This is a genomic window from Corynebacterium sp. CCUG 61414, assembly GCF_024453945.1.
Taxonomy (GTDB): Bacteria; Actinomycetota; Actinomycetes; order Mycobacteriales; family Mycobacteriaceae; genus Corynebacterium; species Corynebacterium pseudogenitalium.
In genome coordinates this window covers 99,925-114,553 of sequence record NZ_JAGPYU010000003.1, presented here as the reverse complement: position 1 = coordinate 114,553, position 14,629 = coordinate 99,925, and the positions used below count along the sequence as shown (strand labels likewise).

Here is a 14,629-nt window from a genome sequence, read left to right as displayed (position 1 = left end):
AATCCCAACGCACATGGCTAATTGGCCTTGCTACTCCCCACACAATAGGCTGATCGGTGTGAATTACGACGACATGATGCCACTCGACCCGTTCGCAAACGACCCGAACGACCCGGCATCGTTCATCGAGGACGACGAACAGCCGGAGCCCTTAAGCAGCGAGGAGCGGCAGGCGATCATTCACGACCTCGCCCACGTCCGCGACGCACAACGTATCCTGCGCCCCCGCGGCATCCTCGGGATCTTCTTCATGTGTGAAGACTGCGAGCAGACGCACTACTACGACTGGGACATCATGGAGCAAAACATGATCTCCACGCTCAACAACGCGCTGCCGCCCGTCCACGAACCAAGCGCTAACCCGGACGTCAACGCCTATGTCACGTGGGATTACGCGCTGGGGTACATGGACGGCATCGAGTCCGCCGGGCGCTAGTGCTGCGGCGAGGCTGACGCCGGGGGCTCAACCGGCTTGGGGGAGGTCGTCGCCACTGGCGATTCCGGCGCGGCGTCCTTGCCTGTAGTAGCCGGCACGTGCGCACCGCTCGGTTCCGCACTCACTGTCGGCTGCGCGGAGGAATGCTGCTCGACGGCAGGCTGCTCCGTGACCACCTGCGTCACCGTCACCGGTTCGCGCGGCTCAGGTGTCACCGTCACAGTCACGGTGCGCGTCACCGCCACCTCAGGGATTGTCGACGCCACCGTGGGCTCAGACCCTTGCGTCTTCTTCGCATCCATGGAGTCAAGCAACGCCTTGGCCTGCAGCACCAGGGCACGCACAGCGTCGCCGTTACCCTCATCGCTGGCTACTTCCATCTCGTCGAGCGTGCTCGCAAGCTCCATGACCGACGCACGCTCCCCAAACACGGTTGAGGCTACTGGCCACAGAGGGGAATCAGGAGTCGCGTTGTACAACACTGCCCCACTTCCAGCAACGATTGCGGTGGCTGCTGCCGCGCCCACAAGCCCACTGAGCCACGGGTTCATCTGCTTGCGCGCAGGCGCCGCCACGGGCGCTATGTATGGCGGCTCCGGCATCGGACGCTCGACGTCCTCGCGCAGCGCACCCATCAGGCCCAAAAGCGGATCGGTGCCGTCGCTAGGGTCCTCTCCACGTGACGCTTTGGTCAACAGGGCGTCATCCGCCAACAGCTCATCAAACTGCGGGATACGGTGAGCATCACGTGTCATTTCGCAGACTCCTCTTCTTCAAGGGCCTCACGCAGGCGAGCCAGGGCACGGTGCTGTGAGACACGAACCGACCCAGCTGTCCCGCCAACAATCTCTGCTGTTTCTTCCGCCGAAAGGCCAACAAATACGCGAAGAATAATGATATTTCGCGCTTTCTCATTGAGTACATCGAGCAGCTCGCGCATTTTGTTACTCGCGTCGACATCCAGCGCATATCCCTCTGGATCCGCCTCTTGCGATACCCCATCGGGGATATCTTCGGTGGGCAGCATTCGGTCTCGCGCATAGCTGCGGTGCGCATCCGTCACCTTATTAAATGCAATCCCGTACACGAATGCCATGAATGGCTTGCCCTGGTCCTTATAGGTACTGAGCGCCTTGACTACCGCAAAGCACACGTCCTGAGTGACGTCTTCCGGGGTCGGGGTGCGCCCACCGCCAATGCGGGCGCGGGCGTAGCGCAGCACAAATGGATAAATGAGCGCCACGACGCGCTGCGTCGCCCGATCATCACCGGACTGTGCAGCAGGCAGCAGTTGCGCAAGCTGCGCATTCACGTCATCAGTATCTATACCGCTCATACGCGACGCCCGACTCCTTTCCAGTATCGCCTAAGGGTACAGCGCCGAGCATGCCATTCCCAAAGCCTGACCCATCAGGCACGCAAAAGCCCGAACGGCATGTATCCGTCCGGGCTCCCCTCGTCACAAACACTAATTAGTGCGCGTGACCGTGTGCGTGTTCCTCAACTTCTTCCGGCTTGTTCACCACAGAAACCTCCGTGGTCAGCACCATGCGGGCTACCGAGCAAGCGTTGACAACAGCGGAGTGTGTCACCTTCACAGGGTCAATGATGCCCTGCTCAACCAGGTTGCCGTACTCCATCGTTGCGGCGTTGAAGCCTTCGTCGTTCGCCATGTCTGCGATCTTCGACACAACAACTGAGCCGTCCAGCCCAGCGTTGTCCGCAATCCAGAACGCCGGCTTCACCAGCGCGCGGGCAACCGCCAACACGCCAGTCTTCTGCTCGCCCTCGAAGGTCTCCGCGTATTCCTCCAGGTCGCGTGCGATCTGGACCAGTGCGGAACCGCCACCGGCGATGATGCCCTCTTCGACTGCCGCGCGGGCAGCGTTGATGGCGTCCTCGACGCGCAGCTTGCGCTCGTTGACCTCGGTCTCAGTCGCGGCACCTACGCGGATGACGGCGACGCCACCCGACAGCTTCGCCAGGCGCTCCTCCATCTTCTCCTTGTCCCAGGTGGAGTCCGTCGCCTCGATGTCGCGGCGGATCTGGTTGCGACGCTCCTCGACGTCCTCAGCGGAACCGGCGCCGTCGACAAGCACGGTGTCGTCCTTGGTCACGGTGACGCGGCGCACCGAGCCAAGGTCATCCAGCGTGGCGTCCTTGAGCGCCATGCCAACCTCAGGGTCGATGACCGTCGCATTGGTCACTACAGCCAAATCATCCATAAAGGCCTTGCGGCGCTCGCCGAAGTACGGCGACTTCACGGCGACAACCTTCAGGGACTTGCGCAGCGTGTTCACCACGAGCGTCTGCAGCGGCTCACCGTCGACGTCCTCGGCGATGATCAGCAGCGGGACGGATGCCTCCGCAACCTTTTCCAGCAGCGGAAGGAAGTCCGGCAGCGAGGAAATCTTGTTACGGACCAGCAGCACGCGGGCGTTTTCCAGCACCGCCTGGCCGGCGTCAGGGTCCGTCATAAAGTACGGCGAGAGGAAGCCCTTGTCGAAGGAGACACCCTCGGTGACGTCGACGAACGAGTCGATCGTCTGGGACTCCTCGACGGTGACGACGCCGTCCTTGCCGACCTTGTCCATCGCACCGGCAACCATCTCGCCGACCTCAGGGTCGCGGGAGGAAACGGTGGCAACGTTGGCGATCTCGGCGGACGAAGAAACCTCCGTCGCACGCGACTTCAGCTCCTCGATGACCTTCTCGGCCGCAGCCTGGATGCCCTTGTTGAGCTGGATCGGGTTCGCACCAGCAGCGACGTTGCGCAGCCCCTCGGTGACCAGCGCCTGCGCGAGCAGCGTCGCGGTCGTGGTGCCGTCACCGGCGATGTCGTTCGTCTTCACTGCGACGGATTTCACCAGCTGCGCACCGAGGTTCTCAAACGGCTCCTCGAGGTCGATGTCGCGGGCGATCGTCACACCGTCGTTGGTAACGGTCGGGCCACCCCACGACTTCGAAAGCACAACGTTTCGGCCACGCGGGCCAAGAGTGACCTTGACGGTATCCGCCAAAGTGTCAACGCCCTTCTTGATGCCTTCGCGGGCCTCCTGATGAAATGCAATAAGTTTTGCCATTGGTGGCTACGCCCCCTTCAATTACTTTTCGACGACGGCCAGCAGGTCGCGAGCGGAAAGCAGCAAGTACTCTTCACCGTTGTACTTCAGCTCGGTGCCGCCGTACTTGGAGAAGATCACGGTGTCGCCCTCGTTGACGTCGACAGCAATGCGCTTGCCCTGCTCATCCAAGCGGCCAGGGCCGACAGCGATAACAACTGCCTCCTGTGGCTTCTCAGCAGCGGAATCAGGGATAACCAGGCCGGATGCCGTCGTGGTCTCCGCCTCAGCGATCTGTACCAGAACCTTGTCTTCCAGTGGCTTGATGTTGACGTTTGCCATGATCTGAACGCCTTCCTTCAATGTTGTATCTATCAGTTCAGTAGTTTTGCGGTTATTTGAAGGCCCAGCCGTCGTCGCGGGTGTACAACTGCGCTCTCCACAACCTTGTTAGCACTCTACCCCTGCGAGTGCTAACACTCAACATTGTGACGACACTCACCAATCTTTACTGGTGAACGAGCGGGATCTCCACTTCCAACGACGTATCCGTCGCCACGGACAGCTCCGAAGGCTTGGCCCCCTCATGGATGAGCTGGCCCGCCAACGCCGCGATCATCACGCCGTTATCGGTGCACAGCCCGAAGCGCGGTACACGCAGCTCCACGCCAGCCTTCTCGCAACGTTCTTGGGCAAGTCCTCGCAGGCGACTGTTCGCCGCCACCCCGCCGCCGAGCAACAGCGTCTTCGCACCGGTCTCCTCCAGTGCCAGCAGCGCCTTGCGCACGAGCACGTCACACACCGCCTCCTGGAACGACGCGCACACGTCCTCCACGTTGACCACCCAGCCTTCGCGCTCCGCCTTTTCCACGTAGCGCGCCACGGCAGTCTTCAAGCCGGAGAACGAGAAGTCGAAGCGGTGCTCGCCCCGCAGATCGTCGGCCTTACTGAGCGCGCGCGGGAACGGAATCGCATCCGGGTTACCCTTCGCCGCCAAGCGGTCGATGACCGGGCCGCCCGGGTAGCCAAGCCCAAGCAGGCGCGAGACCTTGTCGTAGGCCTCGCCGGCGGCGTCATCAAGGGTGGAGCCAAGCTCGCGCATCGGCTTGCCGACGGCCTCAACCTCCAACAACTGCGTATGCCCACCAGAGACCAGCAGTGCCACCGAGTGCGGGAGCCGCTCCTGGCCCTCCAGGTTCGCCACCGCCACGTGCCCACCCAAGTGGTTCACGGCGTAAAACGGCACACCCCACGCCGCCGCGTAGGCCTTCGCAGCGGACGCGCCGACCAGCAGCGCGCCGGCAAGACCAGGCCCGATCGTCGCCGCAACCACGTCCGGGGCATCGATACCGGCCTCTTCCATTGCCGCGGCCATCACTTGTGGCATCGCCTCAAGGTGGGCACGCGACGCGATCTCGGGCACCACGCCACCAAAGCGTGCGTGCTGCTCCATCGAAGACGCCACCTGGTTCGCAAGGATCTCCATGGTGCCGTCGGAGTGGACGTCGACAATGCCAACGGCCGTCTCGTCGCACGATGACTCAATCCCGGCAACAATCATGCCTGCTCCCTTTCGCTCTTCCGCGGACGCATCATGGAAAACGCGTCCGCGCCAGAAGGTTGATAGTAATTCTTTCGGGTGCCAACGACAGAAAAGCCGTAGCGCTCATACATGCCAAGCGCCGCGGAGTTGTCGGTGCGCACCTCGAGGAACATCGGGCCGTCGAGAAGGTCGGCGGTGTGGACGAGCTGGTCCATCAGCTCCCTGCCCACCCCGCGGCGCTGCACCTCGGGCGCGACGCCGATGGTGTGAATTTCGAACTCCGGGTCGTTGCGCGGCCCCAGCATCGCAAGGCCCGCATACCCCAGCAGTGCGCCCTTGTCGTCGAAAGCACCGATGTAAAACGTGTACGGCTGCGCGAACTGCGTCAGCAGCACCTCCCGCGACCACGGGGTCTCGCCAGCGAACAGCACCGCCTCCAACGCTGCGACTGCGTCAGCGTCGCTGGGTGTGAGCTCCCGGATATTCACAGTTTGATGTCCGGCAGCGCAGCAGAGCGCGGGCGCGGCTTCGGCGGGACTGCGTCCGGGCGGCGCAAGTACAGCGGTGTGAGTGGCTCCGGCGTATCCGATGGATCGCACGCAGCCAGCAGACCGCGCACCCCCGGCGCGAGATCGTGTACCTCACCAGCCGCGACCGTCACAGTCTCACGCAGCGCGTCCGGGACGACGAGCATGTCAACGGCGTCACCCTCAACGTCGATCGCGCTGGCTGCGCTGACGTGTGGGCCGTCGACGCGCTGTCCGTCACGGTAGAGGCTCCAGTACACCTCGCGGCGGCGCGCATCAGTGACCACTAGCACGCTTTTCCCGGTGGTGTCCCCGGCTTCCGCGGCGATGGCGTCGTGGGTGCAGACCCCGTACACCGGCACACCCAGCGCCTGCCCGAAGGCGGACGCGGCGGCCATGCCTACGCGAAGCCCCGTAAACGGGCCAGGCCCCACGCCAACAACGACGGCTTCGAGCGCACCGTAGGTGCAGCCCGCTTCCGCCAGTAGTTCGTTGACAGTGGGGACCAAAAGTTCGTTATGCGAGCGGGTTCTGATTACCCGCTGTGCATCCACGCGGCGCGACTGCTGCTCGCCCACGCCGACAACGAGGTCGTGCGTGGCGGTATCGAGCGCCAGCGTCAGCATTACGCCGCTACTCCCATGACCCAGCCGTTACCGTCCTTGTGGAACGGCAGCGGCGTGTTCATCGGGAACATCTCCGACTGCGGGATGGAGCAGATGTTCACCTTGGAAAGCTCCACCTTGTCCAGGTCGATCTCCGCGTTCTGGTCCTCGTCGAACAGCAGCATGTAACCCCAGTCGCCGGAGAAATCGAAGCGGTCCTGGTCAAGGTTCAGCGCCTGCAGCTTGCTCAGCAGCAGCTGGTCCGGCTCGTTCGGGCACAGCGTGGTGAACCCGATGTAGTCCTTGTCGTAGACGCGAGTCAGGTCGATGAGCTGGCCCGCAACGGCTTCGCCACCAGGCTTGACCTCTTCAAGGGAGCGGGAAAGAGAATTCGTTGGCGTCGCAGCCGCCATTGGGGACGGCTTGGTCAGTGGGATGAAAATTAGAGCAACGAGCACAATCACCCACAGTGCACACGCAATAGCGACCCAACCACGGCTAGTATTGTTCAGCTTCAGCATGGCCTACAGCCTACATCTTCCTATTCTGTGTGCACCCACCGCCATGTGATGATGCGGCCCTCACTGTCTTCGTCTTGCTCCACGAGCGTGGTGCGGTCAATGGTGACCAAAAGGTATTCACTGGCGATGTGAGCTGCGAGATCACCACCCCACTCGGCCACCACGACGCTGCGGTCGAGCTCCGACTCAAGGTCGAGAGCATCGAGCTCACCCAGCGGGTCGCCAGAGCTGCCCTCCCCCAACAGGCGGTAGGCATCGACATGAATTAACGACGCCCCCTCCGCCTCCTTCGCGCGGTGTTCCCTGGCGATGGTGAAGGTTGGGCTCGTCACACGCCCCTTGACCTGCATCCCTTCGGCAATGCCCTGCGTCAGCGTGGTTTTCCCGGCGCCGAGCGGGCCGTCGAGAATCACCACGTCCCCGGCGCGCAAGGTCTCCCCCAGCTCACGCCCCAACGCTTGCGTTTCCTCGCGCGTCTCGCAGACACGCCTGCCGCCGTACTCCCGCACTGTCCGTCCTTTCGGTGCACACAGCACCTCGTAGTGAATGGTGTTCGCCCGCAGCGCGAACTCGTCCGCACTCACGCCGCCGGCGCCAAAAAGTACCGCTTCATCGCCCGGCGCGACACCGGCTTCGTTTGCGCCCAGCCACACCACAATCTGATCCATGCACACCCGACCCACCTGGGGGTAGCGGGCTCCGTCAATGGTGACGTCCATCCGGTCCTGCCAGATGCGCATCACGCCGTCCGCGTAGCCGGCGGGCACCACGGCGGTAAACCCGTCCTCGGGCGCAGTCCATGTCCCTGAGTAGCTCACCGGATCCCCCGCGCGGATCGGTTTGACCGCGGTCACTGTTGCGACCCAGCTCATCGCGGGCCGCAGCCCGTTGTCGGTGCCGTCGATTGCTTCCAACCCGTACAGGCCAATCCCGGGACGGATCTGTTCAAAGCGGGCGTCGTCCCTCGTCCACGTCGCCGGCGAGTTCGCCACGTGGTTCACCAGGTCCTCTAGCCCCGCCTCGTGCGCCTGGTTGAGCGCTTCACGGAACGTCGCCAGCTGCCGGTCCGTGTACGGGTCCGCTGGGTTATCCGCGCACGCAAAATGGCTCATCAGCCCGGCCACACGGATCTGACCGGCCTGTTGCGCCTCGGCGGCCATCGCGAACAGCTCCGGCCACTGTTCCTCATCTACGCCCGAGCGGTTCATCCCCGTGTCGATCATCAGATGCACGGTGGGGACGAAGGGGGCGTCAATAAGCGCGCGCAGGTGCGCAAGACTCGGCACACCCATCTCAATGCCCTCCACCAGCTCCTCCCCCGGAGCCCACAGCCACGCCATCACGGGTTTCGACGTCAGCTTCGCCACACTAGCCGCCTCCGCGATCGTCGCGCAGCCGAACGCATCCGCACCGTTCGCCTCCATGATGGGGACGCACTTCGCCGCGCCGTGGTTATAGGCATCCGCCTTCACCACGCACATCAAACGCGCGCCACCAGCCTGACGGCGCATCTGCCTCGTGTTGTGGGCAATCGCCGCCAGGTCAATGCGAAGTTTTAAAGCGTTCATGGGCATCTATTGAACAACGATCACAGCAAATGCGCCACGCCGACTACACCCAGCAGCAGCGATACCGCCCACGTCGCGGTCAAACCAACCGTATCCGGGTGTGAGCGCGCCCACGCGAAACCTCGCCCAGCAACCGAGTCGGGCTTCGCCCGCACCCAGCCGACCAGCAGGGCGCACAGCGTTGGCAGAGACAGCGCGACCGTGGCATAGAGCACCAGGAAGCTGTACTTCTTCGTCGTATCGATGCCCGTCGCAGACAGCACCGCAAGGCCACCAAAGAACGGCATCGACGTCGCCGATTGGACGATCCCCAGCACAAACCCCGTCAGCACCGTCAGCGCATTGGGTGCTCGCAGCGGGCGCATCACCCGTTCAATCAACGCGTGGTTATCTCCCTCACGCAGCGCCAGCACCGTGGTCAGGAGACCAGTAGCGATGAGGAGCCACCCGAAAATGGGCCCCTCGACAAACGTTTGCACCACCGGACCGAGGCCATCGAATACGAACAACATCACCGCCGCGAGACTCGCCACCCCAAGCCAGTCGCCAGCAATGAGCAGCGCCGTGATCTTCGCATACTGCCGTTTCGCTTGGGAGGCAACCACCCCGACTGCCACGATAACCCCGATCAACAACACGTTGATGGAATCAATAAACGCAAAGGACAACGCTCCAAGCATGTCTCGCTCCTTTCGCGTGGCTCCATCAGGCGGAATCTCGGCCGTCTCTCGATCTGGCCCCTAACCCTAAACCACAAAAACGCTGAAGCGCTATTTCAGTACTGCAGAATTCAAGTAGGGTAGGTTGCGTGTCTGCGAAATTGAAGAAGTTAGCTGAACTGTCCAAACGAGGCCCACACAAGGTGCTAGAGGGCGATCTCGGGTACACCGGGTTGCCGGGCAAGGTGTACACGCCTGCAGAGGGCAAGAACCTCCCTGCCGTCGCCTTCGGCCACGACTGGCGCCAGAGTGTCGACGACTACCACGGCACACTTCGCCACCTGGCCAGTTGGGGCATTGCGGTCGCTGCGCCAGATACAGAAAAGGGGTGGCGCCCCGACCACGCTGGCTTCGCCGCCGATTTAGAAACCGCCCTGCAAATCCTGACTGGGGTGCGCCTCGGGAACGGCAAGATTAGCATCCACCCACAGCGCCTCGGCGTCGTTGGCCACGGCATGGGCGGCGGCGCTGCCGTACTCACCGCGGTAGAAAACCCGAAGGTGCAGGCAGTCGCCGCAATTTATCCAGCGAACGTGGCGCCCTCCGCAGTAGAGGCGGCTCGCCGCGCGCTTCGCCCAGGGCTCATCATCGGCCCCGGCGAGGACGGTGACTCGCTCTTCGATCCAGGCAACCCCGCCAAGCTCGCATACAACTGGGCAGGCGAGGTGGCCTACCGCAGCGTCAAGAAAGGCGAGCAACAGAGCTTCTCGGAGGACACGCTAACCAAGCGTCTGCTCGGCCTGGGTAAGTCGAGCGCCTCCCTGCAGACCACAGTGCGCGGCCTACTCACCGGGTTCCTCCTGCACCAGCTAGCCGGGGAGAAGAAGTACTCCTCCTACTCCGAGCCGGACGCCGAAGGCAAGAACGTGACGTCCTTTACCGGTGAGGACCTCGCTGAGCTGGCGGGCCTCACCAAGGATGACAGCCTCTTCTCATTCTTCTAACGTGCCGGGCTGACCAGCACGCTTCATCTCCCCCTGTGCCTCCGGGGCGTTGGGGCGTGCCTCGGTACGGATCGACGCGATTCCGCCCTGCGGCGGGCGGCGAAATGGGAACAACCGCTCGCCGCCCTGTGGAATGACAACAGGTTGGCGTTTGTAGCCAAGCGCGGCGGCCCTTCGCTGCTCGGTAAGCATCATCTCCATTTGGCGATGGTGCTCAGCGATCATCTTTTCAAAGTTCTCCATCCGCATCGCCGTGCGCTGACGGTACTCTGCTGCAAACCTTGAAAAATCCATTTACCATTCCCCCAATTTCTTGACGCCCCAAGCATCAGCCGGGTCTGTATCTACTGGCTGCTGCTCAGCGTGTTGTTCTGATGACGTCTCTGCTGCCGCCGGTGCCGTCATCGCTTGCTTTTCGGTCGGCACTGGTGGCTGCTCCACCTCGCCGAGTTGCTCAGGTGGCACGAACACACCGTTTTCGTCGACTGCCGGTGCAGGCTCCGGCGCAGGAGCGGGCTCGGGTGCCGGCGGTGCCGGTGGTGTTGGTTCCGCGACGTCACACGGCGCCTCCACAGCCTCCGTCGCGCACTGCCAGGCCGCGTCGATATTTGCTGCAAAGACGTTGATGCTTTCAATGACGACGGCCGCGCCCGTTTGTGCAAACGCGCCCGTGAACGCCTGCGCAGCGTCGCACTGCTCCTGTACCGGTGCGAACAACGCCGCTGCGTCGCGTGTCACGGCCTCGATGGGCGCGTTAACATGCACATCGACGTCGAAGTTAAAGGCCACGTTGATCCCTGCCGCACCTGCCAGCGCCGCTGACGCGGACTGCGTGCCGACGCTCTCCAGAGAAACAAGGCGCTCGCACGGCTGCGGCGGTGTCGGCGGCACAGGAGCAGGGGCAGGCACTGGTGCTGGTGCTGGGGCGGAAGGCGGCGCGGCAACACTCGCGCTGGCGGTCGAGGTGCTTCCGGCTGCGTGCGCCGCCGTCGCTGGCACCGCAGCAGGCGCACTTCCAGCTGGCTTTCCGCCGGGCGCCTGACTGCAAGGCTGTTGTGCTTCCTCCACGCACACCGCGATCGCATCGAGGCACTCAGCGACAGCCACGTTGCATTCTTTCGCTGTCTGGCTCGCCTGCCGCATCGCATCAATTACGACCTGCACCAATGGGCGAATCAGAGTGGCGATTCCAAGCTTCGCAAGTATCTCAAGGTGCGAGTGCGCAAGGACCACGAACTGTTCCACCGCCAGGTTGGACGTCTTCTTGACGTCATCTATAGCGCTGCAGCACGAGGTAATCGAGCTTCCCAGCTCATTTAGGCGTGTAAAGTGCTGCGTCTCCGAATCTGCCGAGCATCGCTCCCGCGACCCCACGCCGATCTGCTCAAACCACTCTTTACTGCCCGGCGTATCCTGGCAAGGCGCCTTCAACGAAAACCTGTAGCCCACGGCGTCACAATTGAACTGTGACAGCGAGACACCGACCTGGTGGAAGCCGCGTAGGTCCTGGCAGCGGGTGGCCTGCAGCTCCCGAATGACTTCCTTCGCTAGTGCCTGCAATTGGTCACGCTCAGGCCCCTCCAGGGCTGGGGCCGTCGCAACTGACTGAGAGAAGCGCTGCACCCCTTGTTCGACAACGTCGCTGGTTACCATGCGGAACCCACCCCCGAAATGCCATCGGTGGCGTCCTCGTCAGCGTCACGGACCTCCTGGGCAAGGCTACGAATCCCCTCCCACTGCTGCGTTCGCTCCTGCAACAACCGGAGCGAGTCCGCATAGACCGCCTGCACCGCCGCCGTGATGCGCTGGCCCTGCAAGGCAAAACCGGCACCGAAGTCGTCCGCGCCCAGGTCTGGTTGCTGGCGGGCGAAGTCCGTGGCGGTGTCTTCGTAGGCGGAGATGGCGTCGGCAAAATATGACCGCACCGCGTCAACGTTGAGGCTGACGCCCTTGTTGTGCACAGTGTTTACCGTGTTCACCATGTTCAAAATTTCCCCCAAAATCCACGTCGGCTCACCACCGACAGTTCTAACTACTTCTCTTAGTTAGACTCCCCCAACGGCCCCGCGGTTCCCCGCGAGGCCAAATTTCTTACCAACGGACTCTACACTGCCGCGACGACAGCTGCGAGGCGACCCGCCACCTTTCGGGCTTGTTCTTCCTCGGCGGCCTCCACCATGACGCGAAACAGCTCCTCAGTACCGGAAGGACGAAGCAGCACGCGACCCGAGTGCCCGAGCTCTTCCTCGGCCTCATCGATCGCAGCCAGCACCTCCTGCGAGCTCATAATCTTGGACTTCTCCGACACCGGCACATTGATGAGTACCTGTGGCAGCACCTGCATCACCTGTGCGAGTTCCTTGAGGCTCTTGCCGGTTTCCGCCATCTGTTCCATCAGCAGCAGCGCGGACAGCGTGCCGTCGCCAGTCGTGGCATGCTCCGGGACAACGATGTGGCCGGACTGCTCGCCACCAAGCGAGAAGTCCCCACGGTTGAGCTCCTCGAGAACGTAACGGTCGCCCACCGCGGTCTGCTTCAGTGCAATGCCTTCGCGCTCCATGGCGAGGGTAAGCCCCAGATTGCTCATGACCGTGGCGACGAGCGTGTTGTCGCGCAGGTTGTTCTCGGCCTTCATGCCGCAGGCCAAGATCGCCATAATCTGGTCACCGTCGATGATGTTGCCTTCAGCGTCGACGGCGAGGCAGCGGTCCGCATCACCGTCGTGTGCCACGCCAAGATCAGCACCGTATTCGACGACGGCCGCCTGGATCTTGTCCATATGAGTGGAACCGGAGCCATCGTTAATGTTGAAAGCGTTCGGCTCGTTGTAGATCGCCACAACCTCGGCACCGGCGGCCTCGTACGCCTTCGGGGCAACCTCGGACGCCGCACCGTTCGCACAGTCTACAACGACCTTGATGCCCTTCAGGCTGGTGCTCATCGCCTCTTTGAGGTGCGCCAGGTAACGATCCTGCGCGTCCGGCGCCTCCTCGATCACGCGGCCGATGCTGGTGCCGGTTGGGCCGCCTTCTTCAAGCGTGTCGAGAGCCCGCTCAATTTCGTCCTCGACCTCATCAGGCAGTTTGTGGCCACCCGCGGAGAAGAACTTGATGCCGTTATCCGGCATGGGGTTGTGGGACGCGGAGATCATCACACCGATGTCCGCACCGTAGTCATCAGTGAGGTACGCCAAGCCGGGAGTCGGAATCACGCCGACACGCAGGACATCCACGCCTTTCGACGCCATGCCCGCCGCCATCGCTGCTGCAAGCATTTCGCCGGACACGCGTGGGTCGCGGCCAATCAGCGCCGTCGGGCGGCGCTTCGAGGACTCACGGTCCTTCGTTAGTACGGTCGCGGCGGCGGCACCGAGCTTCAGTGCCAACGACGCCGTCAGTCGCTCATTGGCGAGACCTCGGACACCATCAGTTCCAAACAATCGAGTCATGCTGTTTATTATGCACTACCGACAGCTATACAAAAACAACAACCGCCCACCCGGCCAGTGCCAGGGGGCGGTTGATGATACAACCAGCGTAGTGATTAACGCTTGGAGTACTGCGGTGCACGACGGGCCTTGTGCAGACCAGCCTTCTTACGCTCGACCGCACGAGCGTCACGGGTAAGCAGACCAGCCTTCTTCAGGGTTGGGCGCTCAGCCGGGTTGTAGATGTTCAGCGCACGGGCAATCGCCAGACGCAGCGCACCGGACTGACCGGTTGGGCCGCCGCCCTTGATGTTTGCCTTGATGTCGAATTGGCCCTCGCGCTCGAGCAGGGTCAGCGGCAGCAGGATGTCCTGCTGGTGCAGCTTGTTCGGGAAGTAGTCCTCGAACTCACGGCCGTTGACCGTGATCTTGCCTTCGCCCTCAACGACGGTCACGCGAGCGATTGCGCGCTTACGACGACCAACGGTCTGGATTGGGCCCTCGTGCAGCGGTGCAACCTCAACGGTGTCCTGGGTCTCCTCGACCTCTGGAGCAATAGCGTCACCGATGGTGTAGTTGAACTCTTCCGTCGCCGCGGTTGCCGCGTCGATGTCGGTCTCAGCTGCAATGTTGTTCTGATCAGCCATTACTGTGCCACCTGCTTAAACTCGTAGGTTTCCGGCTTCTGAGCCTCGTATGGGTGCTCGGAGCCGACGAAGACGTGAAGCTTCTTGATGGACTCGCGGGAAAGCTTGTTGTGCGGCATCATGCCCTTGACAGCTTCCTCGATAACGCGGTCCGGACGCTCATCGAGCGCACGACCAAGCGTCATAGCAGTCAAACCACCCGGGTAGCCGGAGTGGCGGTAGCGCATCTCGCGATCGCGCTTATTCGAGGAGATGTGGACCTTCTCGGCGTTGATCACGATGATGTGATCGCCGGTGTCAACGTTCGGTGCGAACTGTGGCTTATGCTTGCCGCGCAGGATATCTGCTGCAGTCGACGCAAGCTTGCCCAAGACCACGTCCGTGGCGTCGATGACGTACCACTTACGGGTAATGTCACCGCTCTTTGGGTGGTAAGTAGACATGCATGACTCCTTCAAGTCTGTCTAGTTGGCTGCCGGCCATAACGTATAAAACTGTGCGCTGTATCCTGCTCAGACGGCGGCCGGTGGAGACCCGACAAGCAGCACGGCACACAAGCTGCAAACTTTACAGCACAAAGCACTGAACAGCAAGACGCTCCCCCTGGCGCCTTGCTGTTCAGCAAGCTTC

The 14,629-nt window shown here is 62.5% G+C and carries 18 protein-coding genes; 2 read left to right on the top strand and 16 right to left on the bottom strand.

Going from position 1 to position 14,629, the window contains the following annotated elements:
- Positions 1-13 precede the first annotated feature (13 nt).
- The gene (locus KBX14_RS04200) at positions 14-436 is read left to right on the top strand and encodes a DUF5319 domain-containing protein (protein ID WP_070363036.1); all 423 of its coding nucleotides are present in this window, start codon (positions 14-16) and stop codon (positions 434-436) included.
- Here KBX14_RS04200 and KBX14_RS04195 read toward each other — a convergent pair.
- The 10 genes from KBX14_RS04195 to KBX14_RS04150 form a co-directional block, all read right to left on the bottom strand.
- Positions 433-1,191, bottom strand: a complete 759-nt coding sequence (locus KBX14_RS04195; protein ID WP_256041894.1) for a hypothetical protein — start codon at positions 1,189-1,191, stop codon at positions 433-435. The genes KBX14_RS04200 and KBX14_RS04195 overlap by 4 nt on opposite strands.
- Positions 1,188-1,772 (bottom strand): RNA polymerase sigma factor ShbA, encoded by a 585-nt coding sequence (gene shbA / locus KBX14_RS04190; protein ID WP_070477602.1) that lies wholly within the window; start codon positions 1,770-1,772, stop codon positions 1,188-1,190. Before shbA ends, KBX14_RS04195 begins: the two co-directional genes overlap by 4 nt.
- Positions 1,773-1,908: 136 nt before the next feature.
- Positions 1,909-3,519, bottom strand: a complete 1,611-nt coding sequence (groL, locus tag KBX14_RS04185; RefSeq protein WP_070477601.1) for a chaperonin GroEL — start codon at positions 3,517-3,519, stop codon at positions 1,909-1,911.
- 21 nt (positions 3,520-3,540) lie between these two features.
- Positions 3,541-3,840 (bottom strand): co-chaperone GroES, encoded by a 300-nt coding sequence (gene groES / locus KBX14_RS04180; RefSeq protein ID WP_070363040.1) that lies wholly within the window; start codon positions 3,838-3,840, stop codon positions 3,541-3,543.
- Between the two features lie 166 nt (positions 3,841-4,006).
- Positions 4,007-5,059 (bottom strand): tRNA (adenosine(37)-N6)-threonylcarbamoyltransferase complex transferase subunit TsaD, encoded by a 1,053-nt coding sequence (gene tsaD / locus KBX14_RS04175; RefSeq protein ID WP_256041893.1) that lies wholly within the window; start codon positions 5,057-5,059, stop codon positions 4,007-4,009.
- A complete protein-coding gene (gene rimI, locus KBX14_RS04170; RefSeq protein ID WP_256041892.1) occupies positions 5,056-5,529 on the bottom strand; it encodes a ribosomal protein S18-alanine N-acetyltransferase in 474 nt (157 codons plus the stop codon). The genes tsaD and rimI overlap by 4 nt, the downstream gene beginning before the upstream one ends.
- Positions 5,526-6,194 (bottom strand): tRNA (adenosine(37)-N6)-threonylcarbamoyltransferase complex dimerization subunit type 1 TsaB, encoded by a 669-nt coding sequence (tsaB, locus tag KBX14_RS04165; RefSeq protein WP_256041891.1) that lies wholly within the window; start codon positions 6,192-6,194, stop codon positions 5,526-5,528. The genes rimI and tsaB overlap by 4 nt, the downstream gene beginning before the upstream one ends.
- Entirely contained in the window at positions 6,194-6,694 is a 501-nt protein-coding gene (locus tag KBX14_RS04160) for a hypothetical protein (RefSeq protein WP_070363044.1), read from the bottom strand. The genes tsaB and KBX14_RS04160 overlap by 1 nt, the downstream gene beginning before the upstream one ends.
- Positions 6,695-6,714: 20 nt before the next feature.
- Positions 6,715-8,262 carry an alanine racemase gene (alr, locus tag KBX14_RS04155; protein ID WP_083290813.1) on the bottom strand — a complete coding sequence of 516 codons (1,548 nt, stop codon included), beginning with the start codon at positions 8,260-8,262 and terminating at the stop codon, positions 6,715-6,717.
- A 20-nt stretch (positions 8,263-8,282) separates the two neighbouring features.
- Positions 8,283-8,942: a GAP family protein gene (locus KBX14_RS04150; protein WP_256041890.1), complete on the bottom strand. Its 660-nt coding sequence runs from the start codon at positions 8,940-8,942 to the stop codon at positions 8,283-8,285.
- Positions 8,943-9,070: 128 nt separating this feature from the next.
- Between KBX14_RS04150 and KBX14_RS04145 the strand changes: the two genes are divergently transcribed.
- Positions 9,071-9,925, top strand: coding sequence for a dienelactone hydrolase family protein (locus KBX14_RS04145; protein ID WP_256041889.1), 855 nt, complete (start codon positions 9,071-9,073; stop codon positions 9,923-9,925).
- Here the strand turns inward: KBX14_RS04145 and KBX14_RS04140 are convergent.
- From KBX14_RS04140 to rplM, 6 genes are all read right to left on the bottom strand, one after another.
- Positions 9,914-10,219 carry a hypothetical protein gene (locus KBX14_RS04140; protein WP_070363048.1) on the bottom strand — a complete coding sequence of 102 codons (306 nt, stop codon included), beginning with the start codon at positions 10,217-10,219 and terminating at the stop codon, positions 9,914-9,916. The two genes, KBX14_RS04145 and KBX14_RS04140, sit on opposite strands and share 12 nt — an antisense overlap.
- Positions 10,220-11,578, bottom strand: coding sequence for a hypothetical protein (locus KBX14_RS04135; protein WP_256041888.1), 1,359 nt, complete (start codon positions 11,576-11,578; stop codon positions 10,220-10,222).
- Entirely contained in the window at positions 11,572-11,907 is a 336-nt protein-coding gene (locus KBX14_RS04130) for a hypothetical protein (protein ID WP_070975820.1), read from the bottom strand. Before KBX14_RS04130 ends, KBX14_RS04135 begins: the two co-directional genes overlap by 7 nt.
- 122 nt (positions 11,908-12,029) lie before the next feature.
- Positions 12,030-13,373 (bottom strand): phosphoglucosamine mutase, encoded by a 1,344-nt coding sequence (gene glmM, locus KBX14_RS04125; protein WP_256041887.1) that lies wholly within the window; start codon positions 13,371-13,373, stop codon positions 12,030-12,032.
- 95 nt (positions 13,374-13,468) lie between these two features.
- Positions 13,469-13,999 carry a 30S ribosomal protein S9 gene (gene rpsI / locus KBX14_RS04120; RefSeq protein ID WP_070363052.1) on the bottom strand — a complete coding sequence of 177 codons (531 nt, stop codon included), beginning with the start codon at positions 13,997-13,999 and terminating at the stop codon, positions 13,469-13,471.
- The gene (gene rplM / locus KBX14_RS04115) at positions 13,999-14,442 is read right to left on the bottom strand and encodes a 50S ribosomal protein L13 (protein WP_070363053.1); all 444 of its coding nucleotides are present in this window, start codon (positions 14,440-14,442) and stop codon (positions 13,999-14,001) included. Before rplM ends, rpsI begins: the two co-directional genes overlap by 1 nt.
- Positions 14,443-14,629 lie beyond the last annotated feature (187 nt).

Coding starts and splice junctions, on each gene's coding strand:
- rpsI (WP_070363052.1), bottom strand. CDS start 13,999: ATGGCTGATCAGAACAACATTGCAGCTGAGACCGACATCGACGCGGCA.
- tsaD (WP_256041893.1), bottom strand. CDS start 5,059: ATGATTGTTGCCGGGATTGAGTCATCGTGCGACGAGACGGCCGTTGGC.
- glmM (WP_256041887.1), bottom strand. CDS start 13,373: ATGACTCGATTGTTTGGAACTGATGGTGTCCGAGGTCTCGCCAATGAG.
- shbA (WP_070477602.1), bottom strand. CDS start 1,772: ATGAGCGGTATAGATACTGATGACGTGAATGCGCAGCTTGCGCAACTG.
- KBX14_RS04135 (WP_256041888.1), bottom strand. CDS start 11,578: ATGGTAACCAGCGACGTTGTCGAACAAGGGGTGCAGCGCTTCTCTCAG.
- KBX14_RS04140 (WP_070363048.1), bottom strand. CDS start 10,219: ATGGATTTTTCAAGGTTTGCAGCAGAGTACCGTCAGCGCACGGCGATG.
- KBX14_RS04130 (WP_070975820.1), bottom strand. CDS start 11,907: ATGGTGAACACGGTAAACACTGTGCACAACAAGGGCGTCAGCCTCAAC.
- KBX14_RS04195 (WP_256041894.1), bottom strand. CDS start 1,191: ATGACACGTGATGCTCACCGTATCCCGCAGTTTGATGAGCTGTTGGCG.
- KBX14_RS04150 (WP_256041890.1), bottom strand. CDS start 8,942: ATGCTTGGAGCGTTGTCCTTTGCGTTTATTGATTCCATCAACGTGTTG.
- groL (WP_070477601.1), bottom strand. CDS start 3,519: ATGGCAAAACTTATTGCATTTCATCAGGAGGCCCGCGAAGGCATCAAG.
- tsaB (WP_256041891.1), bottom strand. CDS start 6,194: ATGCTGACGCTGGCGCTCGATACCGCCACGCACGACCTCGTTGTCGGC.
- rplM (WP_070363053.1), bottom strand. CDS start 14,442: ATGTCTACTTACCACCCAAAGAGCGGTGACATTACCCGTAAGTGGTAC.
- groES (WP_070363040.1), bottom strand. CDS start 3,840: ATGGCAAACGTCAACATCAAGCCACTGGAAGACAAGGTTCTGGTACAG.
- KBX14_RS04160 (WP_070363044.1), bottom strand. CDS start 6,694: ATGCTGAAGCTGAACAATACTAGCCGTGGTTGGGTCGCTATTGCGTGT.
- KBX14_RS04200 (WP_070363036.1), top strand. CDS start 14: ATGGCTAATTGGCCTTGCTACTCCCCACACAATAGGCTGATCGGTGTG.
- alr (WP_083290813.1), bottom strand. CDS start 8,262: ATGAACGCTTTAAAACTTCGCATTGACCTGGCGGCGATTGCCCACAAC.